At 35.8% G+C, this 15,008-nt stretch carries 25 protein-coding genes; 6 read left to right on the top strand and 19 right to left on the bottom strand.

Going from position 1 to position 15,008, the window contains the following annotated elements; all coding sequences use genetic code 11:
• Window position 1: 1 nt before the first annotated feature.
• The 16 genes from CDOMF_RS04740 to CDOMF_RS04665 all read right to left on the bottom strand — a co-directional run bounded on the left by CDOMF_RS04740 (window position 2) and on the right by CDOMF_RS04665 (window position 9,528).
• Window positions 2-832, bottom strand: a complete 831-nt coding sequence (locus CDOMF_RS04740) for a phage tail protein (RefSeq protein WP_260952974.1) — start codon at window positions 830-832, stop codon at window positions 2-4.
• Window positions 829-1,419 carry a phage tail protein gene (locus CDOMF_RS04735; protein WP_260952973.1) on the bottom strand — a complete coding sequence of 197 codons (591 nt, stop codon included), beginning with the start codon at window positions 1,417-1,419 and terminating at the stop codon, window positions 829-831. The genes CDOMF_RS04740 and CDOMF_RS04735 overlap by 4 nt, the downstream gene beginning before the upstream one ends.
• Window positions 1,419-2,465: a baseplate J/gp47 family protein gene (locus CDOMF_RS04730; protein ID WP_260952972.1), complete on the bottom strand. Its 1,047-nt coding sequence runs from the start codon at window positions 2,463-2,465 to the stop codon at window positions 1,419-1,421. Before CDOMF_RS04730 ends, CDOMF_RS04735 begins: the two co-directional genes overlap by 1 nt.
• Window positions 2,462-2,752: a GPW/gp25 family protein gene (locus CDOMF_RS04725; RefSeq protein ID WP_260952971.1), complete on the bottom strand. Its 291-nt coding sequence runs from the start codon at window positions 2,750-2,752 to the stop codon at window positions 2,462-2,464. Before CDOMF_RS04725 ends, CDOMF_RS04730 begins: the two co-directional genes overlap by 4 nt.
• A 108-nt stretch (window positions 2,753-2,860) precedes the next feature.
• Entirely contained in the window at window positions 2,861-3,307 is a 447-nt protein-coding gene (locus tag CDOMF_RS04720) for a hypothetical protein (protein ID WP_260952970.1), read from the bottom strand.
• Window positions 3,307-3,762: a hypothetical protein gene (locus tag CDOMF_RS04715; RefSeq protein WP_260952969.1), complete on the bottom strand. Its 456-nt coding sequence runs from the start codon at window positions 3,760-3,762 to the stop codon at window positions 3,307-3,309. The genes CDOMF_RS04720 and CDOMF_RS04715 overlap by 1 nt, the downstream gene beginning before the upstream one ends.
• Window positions 3,762-4,058 (bottom strand): hypothetical protein, encoded by a 297-nt coding sequence (locus tag CDOMF_RS04710; protein ID WP_260952968.1) that lies wholly within the window; start codon window positions 4,056-4,058, stop codon window positions 3,762-3,764. Before CDOMF_RS04710 ends, CDOMF_RS04715 begins: the two co-directional genes overlap by 1 nt.
• On the bottom strand, window positions 4,051-4,344 hold the full coding sequence (locus CDOMF_RS04705; RefSeq protein ID WP_260952967.1) for a hypothetical protein: 294 nt from the start codon (window positions 4,342-4,344) through the stop codon (window positions 4,051-4,053). Before CDOMF_RS04705 ends, CDOMF_RS04710 begins: the two co-directional genes overlap by 8 nt.
• A 10-nt stretch (window positions 4,345-4,354) precedes the next feature.
• The gene (locus CDOMF_RS04700; protein WP_260952966.1) at window positions 4,355-6,088 is read right to left on the bottom strand and encodes a phage major capsid protein; all 1,734 of its coding nucleotides are present in this window, start codon (window positions 6,086-6,088) and stop codon (window positions 4,355-4,357) included.
• Window positions 6,081-7,265: a phage portal protein gene (locus CDOMF_RS04695; protein WP_260952724.1), complete on the bottom strand. Its 1,185-nt coding sequence runs from the start codon at window positions 7,263-7,265 to the stop codon at window positions 6,081-6,083. Before CDOMF_RS04695 ends, CDOMF_RS04700 begins: the two co-directional genes overlap by 8 nt.
• Window positions 7,244-7,510, bottom strand: coding sequence for a hypothetical protein (locus tag CDOMF_RS04690; protein ID WP_260952723.1), 267 nt, complete (start codon window positions 7,508-7,510; stop codon window positions 7,244-7,246). Before CDOMF_RS04690 ends, CDOMF_RS04695 begins: the two co-directional genes overlap by 22 nt.
• Entirely contained in the window at window positions 7,510-7,737 is a 228-nt protein-coding gene (locus tag CDOMF_RS04685; protein ID WP_260952722.1) for a hypothetical protein, read from the bottom strand. Before CDOMF_RS04685 ends, CDOMF_RS04690 begins: the two co-directional genes overlap by 1 nt.
• Before the next feature lie 101 nt (window positions 7,738-7,838).
• Window positions 7,839-8,252, bottom strand: coding sequence for a hypothetical protein (locus tag CDOMF_RS04680; RefSeq protein ID WP_260952721.1), 414 nt, complete (start codon window positions 8,250-8,252; stop codon window positions 7,839-7,841).
• Complete coding sequence (locus tag CDOMF_RS04675; RefSeq protein ID WP_260952720.1) at window positions 8,236-8,451, bottom strand: hypothetical protein; 216 nt, start codon at window positions 8,449-8,451, stop codon at window positions 8,236-8,238. The genes CDOMF_RS04680 and CDOMF_RS04675 overlap by 17 nt, the downstream gene beginning before the upstream one ends.
• Before the next feature lie 120 nt (window positions 8,452-8,571).
• On the bottom strand, window positions 8,572-9,228 hold the full coding sequence (locus CDOMF_RS04670) for an antA/AntB antirepressor family protein (protein ID WP_260952719.1): 657 nt from the start codon (window positions 9,226-9,228) through the stop codon (window positions 8,572-8,574).
• A 141-nt stretch (window positions 9,229-9,369) separates the two neighbouring features.
• The gene (locus CDOMF_RS04665; protein ID WP_260952718.1) at window positions 9,370-9,528 is read right to left on the bottom strand and encodes a hypothetical protein; all 159 of its coding nucleotides are present in this window, start codon (window positions 9,526-9,528) and stop codon (window positions 9,370-9,372) included.
• Between the two features lie 296 nt (window positions 9,529-9,824).
• Between CDOMF_RS04665 and CDOMF_RS04660 the strand changes: the two genes are divergently transcribed.
• From CDOMF_RS04660 to CDOMF_RS04640, 5 genes are all read left to right on the top strand, one after another.
• Window positions 9,825-10,043, top strand: a complete 219-nt coding sequence (locus CDOMF_RS04660) for an XRE family transcriptional regulator (RefSeq protein WP_260952717.1) — start codon at window positions 9,825-9,827, stop codon at window positions 10,041-10,043.
• 49 nt (window positions 10,044-10,092) lie between these two features.
• Complete coding sequence (locus tag CDOMF_RS04655; protein WP_260952715.1) at window positions 10,093-10,506, top strand: hypothetical protein; 414 nt, start codon at window positions 10,093-10,095, stop codon at window positions 10,504-10,506.
• A gap of 15 nt (window positions 10,507-10,521) precedes the next feature.
• Entirely contained in the window at window positions 10,522-10,935 is a 414-nt protein-coding gene (locus tag CDOMF_RS04650; RefSeq protein ID WP_260952714.1) for a hypothetical protein, read from the top strand.
• A 72-nt stretch (window positions 10,936-11,007) separates the two neighbouring features.
• Entirely contained in the window at window positions 11,008-11,235 is a 228-nt protein-coding gene (locus CDOMF_RS04645) for a type II toxin-antitoxin system HicA family toxin (protein WP_169976153.1), read from the top strand.
• The gene (locus CDOMF_RS04640; protein WP_260952713.1) at window positions 11,232-11,588 is read left to right on the top strand and encodes a type II toxin-antitoxin system HicB family antitoxin; all 357 of its coding nucleotides are present in this window, start codon (window positions 11,232-11,234) and stop codon (window positions 11,586-11,588) included. The genes CDOMF_RS04645 and CDOMF_RS04640 overlap by 4 nt, the downstream gene beginning before the upstream one ends.
• Here CDOMF_RS04640 and CDOMF_RS04635 read toward each other — a convergent pair.
• The 3 genes from CDOMF_RS04635 to CDOMF_RS04625 are packed head-to-tail and all read right to left on the bottom strand — an operon-like array spanning window position 11,574 to window position 13,997.
• Window positions 11,574-12,035 (bottom strand): hypothetical protein, encoded by a 462-nt coding sequence (locus CDOMF_RS04635; RefSeq protein WP_260952711.1) that lies wholly within the window; start codon window positions 12,033-12,035, stop codon window positions 11,574-11,576. The genes CDOMF_RS04640 and CDOMF_RS04635 overlap by 15 nt on opposite strands.
• The gene (locus CDOMF_RS04630; protein WP_260952710.1) at window positions 12,019-12,288 is read right to left on the bottom strand and encodes a gag protein; all 270 of its coding nucleotides are present in this window, start codon (window positions 12,286-12,288) and stop codon (window positions 12,019-12,021) included. Before CDOMF_RS04630 ends, CDOMF_RS04635 begins: the two co-directional genes overlap by 17 nt.
• Complete coding sequence (locus CDOMF_RS04625; RefSeq protein ID WP_260952709.1) at window positions 12,285-13,997, bottom strand: phage terminase large subunit family protein; 1,713 nt, start codon at window positions 13,995-13,997, stop codon at window positions 12,285-12,287. The genes CDOMF_RS04630 and CDOMF_RS04625 overlap by 4 nt, the downstream gene beginning before the upstream one ends.
• Before the next feature lie 619 nt (window positions 13,998-14,616).
• Between CDOMF_RS04625 and CDOMF_RS04620 the strand changes: the two genes are divergently transcribed.
• Entirely contained in the window at window positions 14,617-15,000 is a 384-nt protein-coding gene (locus CDOMF_RS04620) for a hypothetical protein (protein ID WP_260952708.1), read from the top strand.
• Window positions 15,001-15,008 lie beyond the last annotated feature (8 nt).

Here is a 15,008-nt window from a genome sequence, read left to right as displayed (position 1 = left end):
TTTATGAAAATATCAATGCGTCTAGAAATGCGCTGTTACTATTTTGATTAAGCGTTACACCACTGCTTAATCCAAGAAGCATCGAGTCTATTTCGTTTTTGTTATAAACTCTTGTTTTATCATACTTGCCGGCTAGCAGAGCATCGACCTCCTCTTTTGTGTAAGTAGTAAGCTGGTCAGCCTTTTGTTCTAGTAGTTCGTTTGTTTGGGTTTTTGTATATGCATCAAGCTGATCGGGTATCTCCGGTATCAGAGCATCTACTTCCTCTTTTGTATAGGTATCTGCCTTATCCGCCTTATCAGTCTCTACATGCTTACCGGCAAACCTCTCATCGCTTTGCGTTTTGGTATAGACGTGAATTTTATCAGCCTTTTTACCCAGCTCAAATACCACAAACTCCTTACTCACGCTTGATATGTCGTTATTTACCGTAATTTGGACGTTCTCTGTGCTACTTACCTCAATCACAAAGCGAATTTTTAACTCCTTTGCACTCCCTTCATCGAGATTTGGTTTATATGTAGGCGGCATGATAGCCACTGCAAATAGTTCATTTTCAGCAGTAAATACACCAGCCTCTCTTACATAAAATCCGCCTTGGCTAGGAGGGATTACGGCTTCAACTATTAGATAGTTTGGATTTTGCGGATCTTGCAAAACTGCTGCTATGCCTATTCTAAATTTTTCGTTTTTTAAAGCAGTTTGGCTAACGCTTATATCCCCCTCCCCATCTCCTACTGCTAACTCATTTAATTCTATAAGCTTTTGAGTAGTTTGGGATAGCACTATAAGCTCTGCGCCTTTAGCGGTTAGCAAGGTTTTAAAGCTCATGCTCCAACCTCCAATGTCTCAAGTTCATGTGTAATCGCTGCATAATATACTCCTATGTCTGAATCTCTTTGCGTAATAATCTCAGGGATAATGCGGATCAATTCGCCATCTACCGCAACTCCTTTAAAAATTTCATCTACTTCCACCCTTAGGCTTATCTCTATGCCGCCAAGTGTAGAGCGAACGTTTTTATAATTTTCAACCAACTCATCAAGTTTTCTAAAACCCTCTTTGCTCACGCCTCTTTCATCCGGCTCAATCTCAAGTCTGAAGTGATAAGGCTCTCCGCCGTAATCTTGCCACTCTTTTAAAACAATCCCTTTATAAAAAGAGTTAAGTGCCTTTTCAAGACTAAAAAAAGTTCCTTCAAAAAAATAAGTTTTTAGAGGTTCATCCAAAAGCCCTTTAGTCTCTTCTAGACTTTGGGATGCCGGCTCAATATCAAAAGTTTGTGCTAAAAACGCCCTATTAAAATCATCTTGTTCATAGAAAAAACGCTTATCAAATCTTAACCACTGAGACATTTTGCTTCCCAATACCTGATCAACTCGGAATAAAGTATCGTTATAAGTTCTCAGGTCTAGCATCAGTCAGCCTTTTTTAAAATTTGCAATGAATTAAGTATCAAAATACTATCCCTATTTGATTGCGGTATTTCGCTCTTTATTTCAACCGCTATAGTGTTTTCATCAAAAGCTATCTCGATGATCTGAGAAAAATGCGGAGTAAAACCGATGTCTATATTTGCGAAATAATCTCTTAACTTTTGATCTGCATTCTTTAAAACTTCTGCAAACATATAGTCTTGTCTTAGTCTAACTTCAATAACTAAGTCAAATTTGATCTGCATTGCTTCTTTCATTAAAACATTATCGGTAAGCGGTACTCTATCTTGCAGAGCTTCGGATATTTTGGCTTCGGCGATATTTTTTTCGTATTTTGAAAAATAAACTATCTGCACGACACCGGGGCTTAAATGATAGACGTTAGCCTTTGTTATGCCCTCGATGCTTAAAATATAAAAAAGATAGCTTTTTTGACTCCCCGCAGTGCTAAAACGATGCAAAGCGAGCAAAAACCTATTTCTTAGCTCATCATCGTTTTCGCGCGCTTTAAAGCCGCTAAAGGGTTTTGTCATTTTGATTGTTTTGATATAGATGTTGGGGATCTCTAGCACCGTAGTTTCGTAATTTTCTTTAAAATATCCGCCGGCTTCGATTTTAACAGTCGCCTCGTCTGCGATATTTGCATCCTCAAGCAAAAAGGCAAAATGCCCCTTTCCGTCGGTAAATTTGCTGCCTTTTGGTAGAAAAGTAGCCGAATTTACAGTTATTTCAACTTCTGCTATAGGCTTTACTTCTTCATTTCGCTTAATCCCGATAAGAGATACTAGCTCATCAAGGTATTCTCCAGTGCTAAAATTTAGATAATTATTGGCAATCTTGATATTTATGAGCTCAAAAAAATTATTAAGCCTAAATAAAAATATATCGATGAGCGTCATATAATCATCTCCGACTAAAGGTATATAGTCAAGCTTTCCGCTTTTTACTTTAAATTCATCTACTATACTTTGGCGCTCTCGTTCGATATTTAGAGGCTTGATAAACTGTGGCACTCTTAATGGTTTCATAAACTAAGCCTCACTTCGTTTGTTTTAATATCACCTTTGGCTGTATAGCTTATAACCACGTCCAAAACGTTATCAAATCTTGGCGTAAGATCTATTTTTAGATTTTCAACCCTAGGCTCAAAGGTTAAAATTTGAGATTTCATATCACGCTTTAAAGCCAAAAGCTCGCTTAGAGTCATCTTTTTGTCAATGTATCTATCCAATCCAAATGTCGGACGTAGAGTTTTTGTCAGTTTTGAAGTTTTACAAATGCGCTTTATGCTTTCTATTTCATCTATTTGATACATTTTTAACCTTAAAAATTATAAGGCGGTGCTCCAAAACACACCGCCTCCTTTATGGCTTTAACGAGATTATGATATTAAATTGATGCAGTGTTTTTATACAAGGGATTTTTAGTGCGTATGATGATTTGTGTTCCCGCTATCATCGATAATAGTTCCTGTAGCGTGAATATTTCCTTCTACTTCCAAATTTCCTTTTATTCTAACTTCATTACAAACTATATATATAAGTTTTGGAGATAGTATCTCAAGCGTGGAATTTGAAGTGTCATAACTTATTATTGTGCCGTCTTCATACTCTGTAATCTCTTTTGTTTGAGAGCATCCGCTAGGTTCTGGGGTCTTAGCGTTAAATATGGAGGGCATTGCGTATTTAAATCCTCCGTCTCTAAGTTGATTTACTACTACCTGCTCGCCGATTCGAGGCGGAGAAAACGATCTTTTAAAAGAGTTAGCCCTTTGTGCATAAGGGATAAATTTTGTAATAGTTCCCAAATAATTAACTCTTACCATGCTTTTATCGGGAGTAATTTCGCAAATAGTGCCTATATATTGCATTATGCTCTCCAAATATCAGTCTGATAAATAAACTCTATCTTTATCTCTGTCATAACGTAATCTTTGTCTAAAACTTCTATATTAGATCTATTTATAGCACTAAGATTCATATAGTTAAACTCTTCATCAAATTCTTTAAGTCTATCTAGGGTTTTTGTCAATATCTCATCGTTTTGCGTATATGATGAAGTTATTATGTTTACACTTACGCTTAGTTCGTGTTTTATACGATTTAACGCAGCCGCTTCTATGTTGTCCTCAGTGTCTTTAATAACTATAAGAAGCAGATTGTCTTTATCAAATACGTATATTTCAAAAACTTCTATGCCGTAATTTAGTTCGCTAAGATGATTTTTAAGGGATTTTACTATTTGCGCCCTACGGTTCTTTGATGGCGATGGGGTATTGCTATCTATAGGAATTTGCAGCTCTTCTATAAAATATCTCTTTGACACTAAATCTCCCTTAAAAATAGTCTTTTTAATACTTGGCTTTCGATGATGCTTTTTGTAATCTCATATCTTATGCCTAAAATTTCAACCTCATCTTTAAGCCTTAAGTATTTTGAATCATCAATGGATATAAGGGCGGTAATTTCAGTTCCTACCGCCCCGTCTGAATATATGATTTTAGAGTTTGTGTTAAAATGGCATTTTATAACCTTATCTGTTCTAATACACTTTAAATTTATACTAAAACTCTGGTTTAAAATTGTACTCACATCTCTTTTTACCATACCCAAGTCAATCATTTATATTGCCGTTTTCGTCTATCTTTTTGTTTTTGTTGCTGCCTTTAGATGTTTTTTTATCATCTTTGGCAGTCTTTTTTATTTTCTGCTCATCATCTTTTGTTTGATCATCATCAATATCCGATTCGTCCTCCTCCTCTTCCTTTAACTCCTTGATAGCCCCTATAGTTTCTAATCTTTCTATAAAATTTCTATCGGTTCCACTTGGAAATTTAAAAGTATCTCCCTCTTCATATACCTCATCTATGATCAAGGTAGAGTATAAAACTATATATGTTTTTCCCATAACTTACTCCTTAATGTGATGTTTTAGAAATCGCAAAAGACTTTTCGCGTGCAAGTTTTGCGTCTATATCGTAAAACGCTTGAAGCAATACGTTTCCACCCTCTTGCATTAACGGCAAGATTTCAAGCGATCCGAACGCTCCTATCCAAATGTCCTCAAAGTTTCCGAATATCACATCGCCCGCTTTTAGGTTGTTGTTTTTATAATAGGCGTAGCCCTGTAGGTCCGTATCGCCTACATCTATAAGCATTCTTTCGGTGCTATTACCGCGCCTTGTCGCTCTTAGTTTGCTGATGTCCGTTCCGTTAAAGAAGAATTTTGAATGCTCCGTATCAAACCCTGCGGCATCAAGTTTATCGCCGAATTGCAAAGTTAGCTCAAGCGTAGGCGCCGTCATATAGCCCGTAACGCTTGGAACTCCGCTTGTGGCAAAGAGCCCTTTTACTACACCTTCGCCGTATAGTATGGTTTGCTCTATCTTCTTGCGTATAGCGTCTCTTAGCTTTTTAAACGCAAAACTCTCAAGCGCGAAAGCACTCATATTTAACATAGTTCTCGTGATGATGATGTTGGCGTTTAGAGTGTGCGGGCTAAGAGTGATATTATCGAAATTTAGCTTTTCGGCATCTCTTCTTTTACCCTCCTCGACAAAATCGGCAGTAATCTCTGAGGTATCTCTCGGGATAGTTAGATTTGCACTTAGGTTAGGTAGCCAAGTGCAGAAATTTAACAGCTTGCTCTCTTGCTTTATCTGCTCTATTAAAAGATCGCTTCTAAACTCTCTATCTACTCCTCCCGGTGCGGTCACGGTGCTTGTAATCTGATCGTTAAAATTGGCTATAAAGCTATCTGGCACGGCAAAGCGCCCTATCTCTTTGCCTCTATACTCCATCTCTCTTGAAAGGTCTATATTTCTATCGACTGCGGATTTGATGATATTAGCAAGGCTGAAATTTCGCTCATCGGCTCTTTTTGTGATCACATTTACGCTCTTAATCTCGCTTTGAGAATTTAAGGTGGCCATATCGCGAGAAAACTCGGCGTAACTTCTGCCTTCGCTTATGGCTTCTAACCCCTCCTTTTCGCGTCCTAGTATCTTTGCAAGCTCTATGATATTGCTTCTGTTTTCATCATGAGCCTTTTGCTTTTCGCTAAATTTAGCTAACTCTTCATTAGCTTGTGTTTCTTGCAATTCTTCTTTAATTTCTAGTGGTTTTGGCATATTTTCTCCTTGTTTTGGTTTATTAAATTTTGAAACTACTGCGTTCTTGTCTGCCCCTTGCCAAACTGCGGATAACTCTACAACTTCGCCCTCGTAAATTTGATAATGTTCTACTCCATCGATTTTATCCATCTCTTTTACTTTATAATCTCCAAACCCGACACTAACCGAGTTGCTTAGCCCGGCTTTGTATTTGGCGTAAGCCTCTTTTGAATCTGCTACCTCATCGCTAAATTTAACTTTGGCTTTTATGTTTCCGTTTTCAAATTTAGCCTCTACAATCTTGCCGATAGCGTTTTGGAATGTAGGATTGTGATCTTTATATAGTGTTTTTGCATTAAATTTAACGCCTTTTGTATCTACGCTAAGATAATACTCATCGCCCCAAAAGCTCACTCTTTTATGCAGATTATCTTTTGATAAGGCAATAAAACTTATAGTCTTGTTTTCGTCATCAAATCCGGTATCCTTACTAAAAGACACGCTGAAATTTTGCATCTCTTTTAACAATTCCTCATTCATTCTTGCTCCTTGAATTTCTAATATTTTCAATCTCTTTTAGTTTGGCGACTATCAGCTTTTCTTTTTCAAGCTCATCAAGATAAGTGTCATACTCAATGCCTTTTTCTCTCAATACCTCAACACGAGTCTTAAAACCACTATCTATAGCTTTTGAATTTGCCGCTACTTCCTTACTAGGATCTATATACTCCCACCCTTGAGGTTTAAATGAGAAATGAGCTAATACTAAAGCATATTCGCTTGGAGTTATTTTGTTGGCTAAAAGCTCAATAAGTAGCCACTCTTTAAAGATTGTATTGTGCATTTTGCGGCGTAAGAAGTTTTGAGTTCGTCTAAATCCTCTGCGCTCCGCTGTGGTTCCTTGTCTAATAGAGCTATAATTAACGCTACTCAAATCTCCTGTTAGAGTTGCGTAAGATATGCCAAGTGAGCGCGCTACTTCTTGATTTGTGCTTTTTAGATAAAATTCTATATTTGTTGGGTTATGAGGATCTATAAAATGTGGCTGTATGCCATCATCTAAAAACCTCATAGTTCCTACTTCTACGCTTTCAGGAAGCTCAACGCTTGAATTTTCTATAAGCTCCCCTGTATTTTCATCAAACTCAGGAATTGCTCCGCCAAGTGGACTGTCGTCTTTTCTTAGATAAAACCCGGTCATTTCACTGCCAAGTCTTGCTCTATTTAGTTCTGCTTTTTTAAATTTATCTTTTTGATGAATATCCAGTATCGCGCTTGCTAGTTTTGAATTACCTCTTGTTTGTTTTGCGATGAGCGGCTTTTTGATATGTATAATATCCTTAGCCTCAATAACTAGTCTTTCGTTTCCATCTTTTTTAACGTAGTATCTAATAGGCGTTAAACTATATTTACTCGCTCTTTGTATGCCACATTTGATATTTAGGGCTTCATCGTTAAAGTCGTTATCTATATCATCGGCATCGATAAGCTCGATTTTAAGCGCTTGACCTCTAATAATCCTTATAAAAGCCTCTCCGTCTCTATATAAGGCATTTAAAACTAGCTCTTCATAATCTTCAAAATCATATACTCCGTGCAGGCAGCACTCTTGCTCCCAATCAAAAAAGGCGTTTTGAATAGCGGTATTTAACTTTCTATTTTGTGTTGCAATATCAAGCACAAAACCGCTCTCGCCTAGAATTTCAGAGTCGAGCATATCAAAAAGCCGCTTGCAAGGCTTACTGCCGTGCTTAGGCTTCTTGCTTGATTTCTTAAGATTTTATTTGCATTGTCGGGATCAGTGTTTCTTATAAGCCTTGTAAGTTCGCCTCTGTTAATCTCGGGGGCTTCAAGGCTTGGATAGCGAAATAGGCTTACTTTTTGTTTTCGCCCTGAACCAAAAAAGCCGCTTTTGCCTCTTATTTTGGTTTGGTTTTTAGAAAAAATATTAAATATCTTCATTAGTAGCTACCGCCAAATACGTATTTAACGCTCTTTTTGTCTTTTTGCATGTCTTTAACGGTAAGTTTTTTAATGCGCCTTAGCTCATCAATAAGCTCAAGCGGAGTGCGTTTAACGATTTTGATGTTGTCAATCCAATACTCCTTGATTTCTATACCATTGCTTAAATTTGCTATAACACTGTCTATGGCTTCGTCTATTTTTTTGATTTTTTCTTGCGCTTTCATAGAGGCAAGATTAACAAAACGGAGTGTTTTATTTATACAAGGGATTTAAAGGCGAGAAGTTATCCCGCCTTAATCTTCGTAGATGTAATTGTTTAAATTAATTACTTATGAGCTCCGGCACCTGCAAGATACCCAAAGACGCCCGAAAATGTAGAGGCTAAAAGACCAAGTCCTATAGCTTGATCGCCGTTAATTAAAAGATATATACTTACAATTACCATAATTGCTACCGCAACGGCTCCGACTATTAACGACTTATTCCATCTATCGTTAGCATTTTTAGCTTGGAGCATAGCGTATTCAAATTGTCTTTGATTGTCCTCGCTAGTAGCTTGTATCTGAGCTAAAGCGGTGCGTTGCTTGCTTGTCTCTATCTTGGAGATAACATCGCCCACCTTTTCAAGAGTTTCGGTATTTATGCTCTCGACTGCAGAGCTATCGCTATCGTCTATAATTTCACTATCGACTAACTCATTGTTATTGGATTGTTTTTGATTTTTAATATTTTCCGCCATACTTTCCCCTAGCGTTGGCGATAAAGCTATTTCCGCTTTGGGCTAAAAAGCCTATAGAGCTTTTAATAACCGCTAATTCCACGGGCTCTATCTCTAAGGTATAGCCCTGATAGTTCTTATATACTACTTTTACGACGCTTTGAGTGGTATTGTTTTGCAATTTTTTAGCTCTTGCGAATATATTTGTATTTAATGACATGGTGATTCCTTAATCCGTGAATAGAAAAGATATCAAAAAATAATTAATACAATGCTTAAAAATTAAATTTGAAATCAAGAGAATTTCCTAAAGCGTATTAAGGCGAGAAGTTATCCCGCCTTAATCTTCGTAGATGTAGTTGTTTAAATTTGATAGTCCGTTTTGGATTTGGGTTAAAAAGTCCATCGATACTCGCTCTTTTTTCTCTTTTTCCTTGTATTTCTTTTTGTAATACTCCAGATCAAGCAAGGTATTATGATAAAGAGCTTTTAAATTTTCATAACTTATATCCTCGTATCTTTTAGCTCTGTCTTCAAATTTGGCTAGTTCGTGTTTTAAAATCGTTATTTTCTTGTTGTGCCGGACTAACTGACCTTTATATCCGTTTATCTCTCTTCGGTGACGTTTGGCTTTATCTATAAGGCAAGCGTTTAAATTCGCCACTTCGCTTATGTATTTGTCAAATTTTAATGCCTGTAGCTCCTTTTCGCACCTGATAAAATACTGCCTAGCCTCTTTGCCTTTGTCGTTATTCTCTACCATGCAAAGCTCTTTAGCCATATCAAGAGTTATAAAATACTCTTTGCGCGGTCGTCTTCCGGTGTATGTGATTTGAATAACATAGTCTTGATTTTCTATGAAGCCGTATTGAGCTATACGGTTTTTAATCCAGTCGGCGAATTTGCTATCGACGGCTAAAAATTTAAAAAGCATTTCAGCCTTAGCCGGGAATGCGCCTTGTAGCTCCGTTGTTGGGAAAGTTAAAGATAGCTGCATATCAAATCCTTATCAAAGTAATTTCAAATGATATGCGAAGTATAACTAATTACTTATCCTTTGTCAAGTTATTCGATAAGAAAATGATATGGAAATGTATATTTTTATTTTTCTAAAATTTTAGAAAAATAAGCAAAGCCCTTAATTTAGGGCTTTTAAGTCCTTTGTTATCAAAAAGATTATGTATTGCGTGAGTGGCAATCCAACCTCATCAGCCTTTCTTTGCAACTCATCTTTTTGTTTATCGCTCAATCTTATCTGAACGATATTGCTGCCTTTGGTTTCTTTTTCATCTGCCATAATGTATCCTTTATGATAAGTATTTGTATATTATTATAGCAGATTTTAAATTAATTCTTTGTTTTTCTGAGGTTTTGGAAAAATCTAAAATCAGCTATTTACTACCTCCAACTCTACTTCAACTGCATTGATTGCAACTAAGTTACTCATGTTATTCCTTTGTATTTATTAAAAGTAACCTAATAAGTTACTTATGAAATGAATAATAACAAAAATCGGTTAGTTTGTCAATACAAAAAGCTAAAATTCAGTTATTTTTTTGTAAAATTGTAACCGAATAAGTTATAAGGCGTAATATGGATATAAATAAATTTGAAGAAGTATTAAAGAGTATAAATTTAAATAAAAAAGATTTTGCAGAAATGACAGGTCTAGCCTATCAAACTATTATTAATTGGGGTAGCACAAATAAAGTGCCCTCTTGGGTTGATACTTGGCTAGATAATTACATCAAAGCCAAATCATACGAAGAGATAAAAAACAAAGTATTTGATATCGAAAAAGTCCAAAAATAGGCTTTTTCTAAAATTTTAGAAAAAGATACGACAAAGGAAAGGATAAAAAATGAAAATAGAAATTTCAAATATGGAGCTATTTGACCTATATATCGGTAAGATTTTTGCGCTTTTGATAGATAGCTTTCCGCTTAAAAAGAATTTTTATCTTTATGAGATAACCGGAGATAAAACCGAATTTGACGAGCCTATAAATTCATGTGAAAAAATAGCCCTTGCAAGCGTTGAGTGGCTTTGCGAAAACGAGTATATAAAGGTAGGCGGATACGGAGGAGATAAGAGCGTGCATAACGCTATCTTAACGGCTAAAGGGCTTATATTGCTTAAACAAACCCCGCCTAGCCTTAAAAACGATGAAAATTTGATGTCAAGACTTGAAAAGGCGGTATCCATTTCAAGCGAAGAGGCTATAAAATCGGTTACTAATAGCATATTAAGCCTAGCTGTCGGGGCTTTAAAATAAAAAAAGGGGGTTAAAATGCAAGCGGACTTTAAAAATATGGATATGTTTAACTTGTATGCGGGTAAGATTTTCGCTATCTTAGCAGGCAGCTTTCCGATAGAAAAAAGCTTTTATCTGTCCGATATAACAGGCGTTATAACCGAGCTTGACGAGCCTTTAAGCAAGGCTGAGAGCTTAGCTCAAGCCTCTATAGAGTGGTTACGCAAAAACGATTATATAAGCTTGGAGCGATACGGCGGAGATAAGAGCGTGCATAACGCTATCTTAACGGCTAAAGGGCTTATAGTGCTTAATCAAACTCCTTCAAATTTAAAAGAGAGCGAAACGATACTAACTAAACTTAAAAAGGCGGTATCCATTTCAAGCGAAGAGGCTATAAAATCGGTTACTAATAGCATATTAAGCCTAGCTGTCGGGGCTTTAAAGTGAAATAACGGCGCGGGTTTTATCTTGTTTTAATTAATAAGTGTGTATATTTATGTGTATAAACAAGGAAATTAAATGGGAAGCTTGGATAAACTTATATCAAAACTAGCGAATAATCCAAAAAATGCAAGCTTTGAAGATTTGCAAAGAATTTTAATAAATTTCGGCTGGGAATTAGAGCACGCAAGAGGCTCGCACCATAAATTTAAAAAAGACAAAGATAGCATAATAATCCCTAGACATAAGCCTATAAAAGAAGTTTATACTCTTGCTGTTTTAGAAAAAATAGGAGCTAAAAAATGAAAAAAGACCTTCAATACTATCTAAATTTGCCTTATACCATAACAGTTAAAAGACTTGATGACGGCGACTATTACGCGCAATATGCCGATTTAGGGCTTACTAAAAATAACCTAATGGCGGGATGGGGAGAGAGTGAAGCGGAGGCAATAAAAGAACTTAAAGAGGCTTTTGCGTGCTATGTGGAGGGCGCTTTAAAAAACGGAGAAAGCATATATGAGCCTATAAAAGAAGATGTAAAAGTGCGCATAAATTTAACTATGCCTAAATCTGTTTTAGAGGCAATCGATCGCGTAAGCTCAAACCGCTCTAAATTTTTAACCGATGCAGCAAATTTAAAGTTAGCTAGCATTTAACTTTTTGTGTTTTTGATAAGTTTCGGGCATCTTAAGCTCTCTTAGTATCTCTTCAAGCTCGTATATAAGTCTGTTTTCTACCTCATCGCTAATTTCTATATTCATCTTTATTCTGTTTGGCAAATTATAAAGCTTATTTGATAAGGTTGATGCTATGTCGCTTAGCTCTTTTTCTAGCTTTTCAATAGGTATAACTTCGCCTTTTTTCTCTGCTAAAGTTAGCTTTTTAATCTCTGCTTCGGCAAATTCTTTCTGAGCTCTAGCCTCTGTAAGTCCATACTGGCTAGTTGCGCCTGCGATTTTATATTCCAGATACTTTTCAACACACTCTTTTAAATCCCACCGGTTGCGCTCAACTTTATCAAAAACGCCCTCATTTTCCAAATCCTGAATGCGCCTAGAGGTTAAAGATAAGATGTCGCCTAATTCACTAGTTGTTACTATCACCTAAATCTCCAAAAAGTGATAGATTTTTTATCGCTCTTTTTTTGACGATCTGCTTTTTAGCTCTTAAATTTTGCATATAGTGCTTATATTTTAAGTTCCCTTCGCAAAATGCATTTATAATCAAATCCGCCATATCTGATTTTTTAAGATCGTAGGCTTCACAGAGCTGCTCAAATTTTGAAGCACACTCTATACTTATCGTCATGTCATATCTAGTTTTCTTGATCATTAAATTATCATGGACTTTTTTCATTTTTGTTTCACTTCCACTTTTTTCTTAACTGATTTAATAAGTTTTGCGGCGGCATACGCAAGCAGTGTTATATCTAGTGCCTCGTTACGATCTCTTGTCTTTACCCATTTTAGTTTAGAATATCCGTTTTTATCTTTTACTTTTTCGATTTTCTCTGCAGTAAGTTGATTAAAAAACTCCTGAGTATAGCTCTCGTTATAGTGAAAATACCCTTCTGAAGGCTTTTTTATATGCAGAAGTCTATAAATTTCATTCTTGCCGGCACAGGTGCCAACAGGCATAAATTTAACGCCTTTTTTGATATTTTTTACTTTATTTAAAAATGAGGCTTTTGAGCTTTGCTCGCTTAGCCCCTTTGTGGCTATAAATCTTTTATCAAGGCTCACGAGCTTGTAAGTTCTCTCAGTATTAAATCCGCTGTCTATACATGCAAGCGAAATGGCAAATATTTTGCCGTCCTCCCTTTTAAATTTCTTTACAAGCTCTTTATACGCCTCCATCCAAACCTTATCCTGATCAGTATTGCCCCAAACTTGGACATACTCAAGGTTAAAGGCCTCAAGCCCTCTAGCCCATCCTATGAAATTTATCTCTATTCTGTTATCTTGTATGTCAGCTCCCGCAGTTATAAACTCTACGCTTGCCGGGAAGTTATCGTTAGTATATTCTTCTCTTCTGTTATATAGCTCATTTTCATTAAATTTAACAGAAGGCGGCTCAAAGCCCTCGCATTTTATAGTGTTAATAAATGTTTGAAGTTTTAGCTGATCGTTTTTGCTCTCATACCAATCTTTAGCAATATCGCTCATTTTAAAGTATGGGCTATAAATAGCATTTAAAAAAAATCCGGCTGTTTTTGAAGATTGATTTTGAGCTATCCACTTGCCGCTTCTTACCGCCTCGTTCTTTTCTTGCTCGCTCAACAAAGACCCGCACTCGGCACATTGATATTTTGCGCTGTCATAAATTGGGTTGTCGTTTTTGTCTTTATCCCAAACCAAATACTCAAATTTAAGAGTTTGAGAAAATCCGCAATGAGGACAATCGACATAGAAAAATCGCTTGTCTGATGATGCAAATTCAGCCTCAATCGTTGAGCTACCTTTGATGGTTGGAGTTGAGCTAATTATGATCTTTCTATCTGCAAAAGTGATAGTTCGCTTCTCTGCAAGTTTTATGCTATCTCCCTCTTTTGTAGCCTCGCATCTATCGGCTTCATCAACAAGTAGCACTTTTATAGGCTTACTTGCAAGCTTTGAAGGAGAATTTGATCCAACAAGAGCTAAATTTCCACCCCTAAAGTTTTTTATCAAAATAGTATTATTGGCATCGTTTGAGTTTATAAGATCATTTAGGCTCTTGCAATCTCTGATCATAGGTGCCAATCTTCGCTTTGAGTAATCTTCCGCATCGTTTTCATTTGGTAGCATAAATAGTATTGTGCTTGGCTCTTGATGTATGTAATATCCTATGGTGTTATTAATCATTTCACTTTTGCCAAGTTGAGATGCCCAAAGCAGTACAATTTTACGCCTTTTTTGATTTGAAATTTCATTCATTGGCTCAATCTGGTAGGAGAAAGGCTTAAATTTTCCGTAGTTGGATGAACTCTCACGCGACAATACTCTAAATTTTTCAGCCCACTCTGTTAAATTTAGCCTGGGTTTAATAAAAATAGCGTTAGCAAAAATATCTATTATTTTTCCCATTTTGCATTCAGATTTTAATATTTTTAGAAATTTGTTTGAAGTCAGTGGCTCAGTTATTCAAAAAAGCTTTTTTGCTTTTTAAGATTTTATCTTTTTTTGCATAAAAAATCAAATAAAAGCCCTAAAAATAGGGGTTTTTAATAATATATTTATGTATTTATACAATTATGAGAATATTTTTAAGCTTTACTGCATTTTTTTACTAAAAATATCAGGAAAAATACGTTAAAAACGAAAACGAACCCCTTTAAGATTATTTATATCTCTCAATCTTTCGCGAGACGCCACCGCAGTTTAAAATATTTTTCAGGAAGGACCCAAAATATTTTACAAGTATTGACACCGCTATTAAGAACTTAAGTATTGTTTGGTTTTGTAGTATTATATGCTTAAATGTTTTTTGCAAAAGACTTACAAATAGCGCCTATAGCGCGCCATATAATGTTTTTGGCATATTGCACATTAAGCGGATATTAAGCAAACGTATATCCCTTGACTTCAGCGGACTTTAAGCGATGGTATATGGGGTATTTATCGGAAATTAAGGTAATAATATCTTCATCACGTGTATAAAATTCATCTTATTTTTTGATAGCCTATATAACAAAAAAGGATAAAAATGTTAATAGTAATAGACAGATATATATTTGAGGTCAAGCATAATATTTTTAATATCACTAAGACTACCAGTATAAACTTTGACAAACAAAACACAATAACAAAACCGGTTTACACTCATCTTGGAGGATATGAAGATGAGGTTAGCTTTGATGCGACAATACTCCTTGATGATATGTCTGACTTTAAAGGTTTTGAAAATCTAGTAAAGCTAGGCATACCGCTCAATATATCTAGCTTTGACTTAACCGAGGATAGACAAATTTTTATAACAAAGCTTACTCAGAATATATCAAATTGGGTAAAAACACAAATGAATGGAGTATTTTATTACACTAAAAAAATACAAATATCGGGCTACTTGGTAGAGCCACCTAAGATATAAAAGGGCAT

Origin of the sequence: Campylobacter sp. RM16187, from assembly GCF_025319965.1 — a bacterium.
Taxonomy (GTDB): domain Bacteria; phylum Campylobacterota; class Campylobacteria; order Campylobacterales; family Campylobacteraceae; genus Campylobacter_A.
This window is presented reverse-complemented; position numbering and strand designations above follow the sequence as displayed.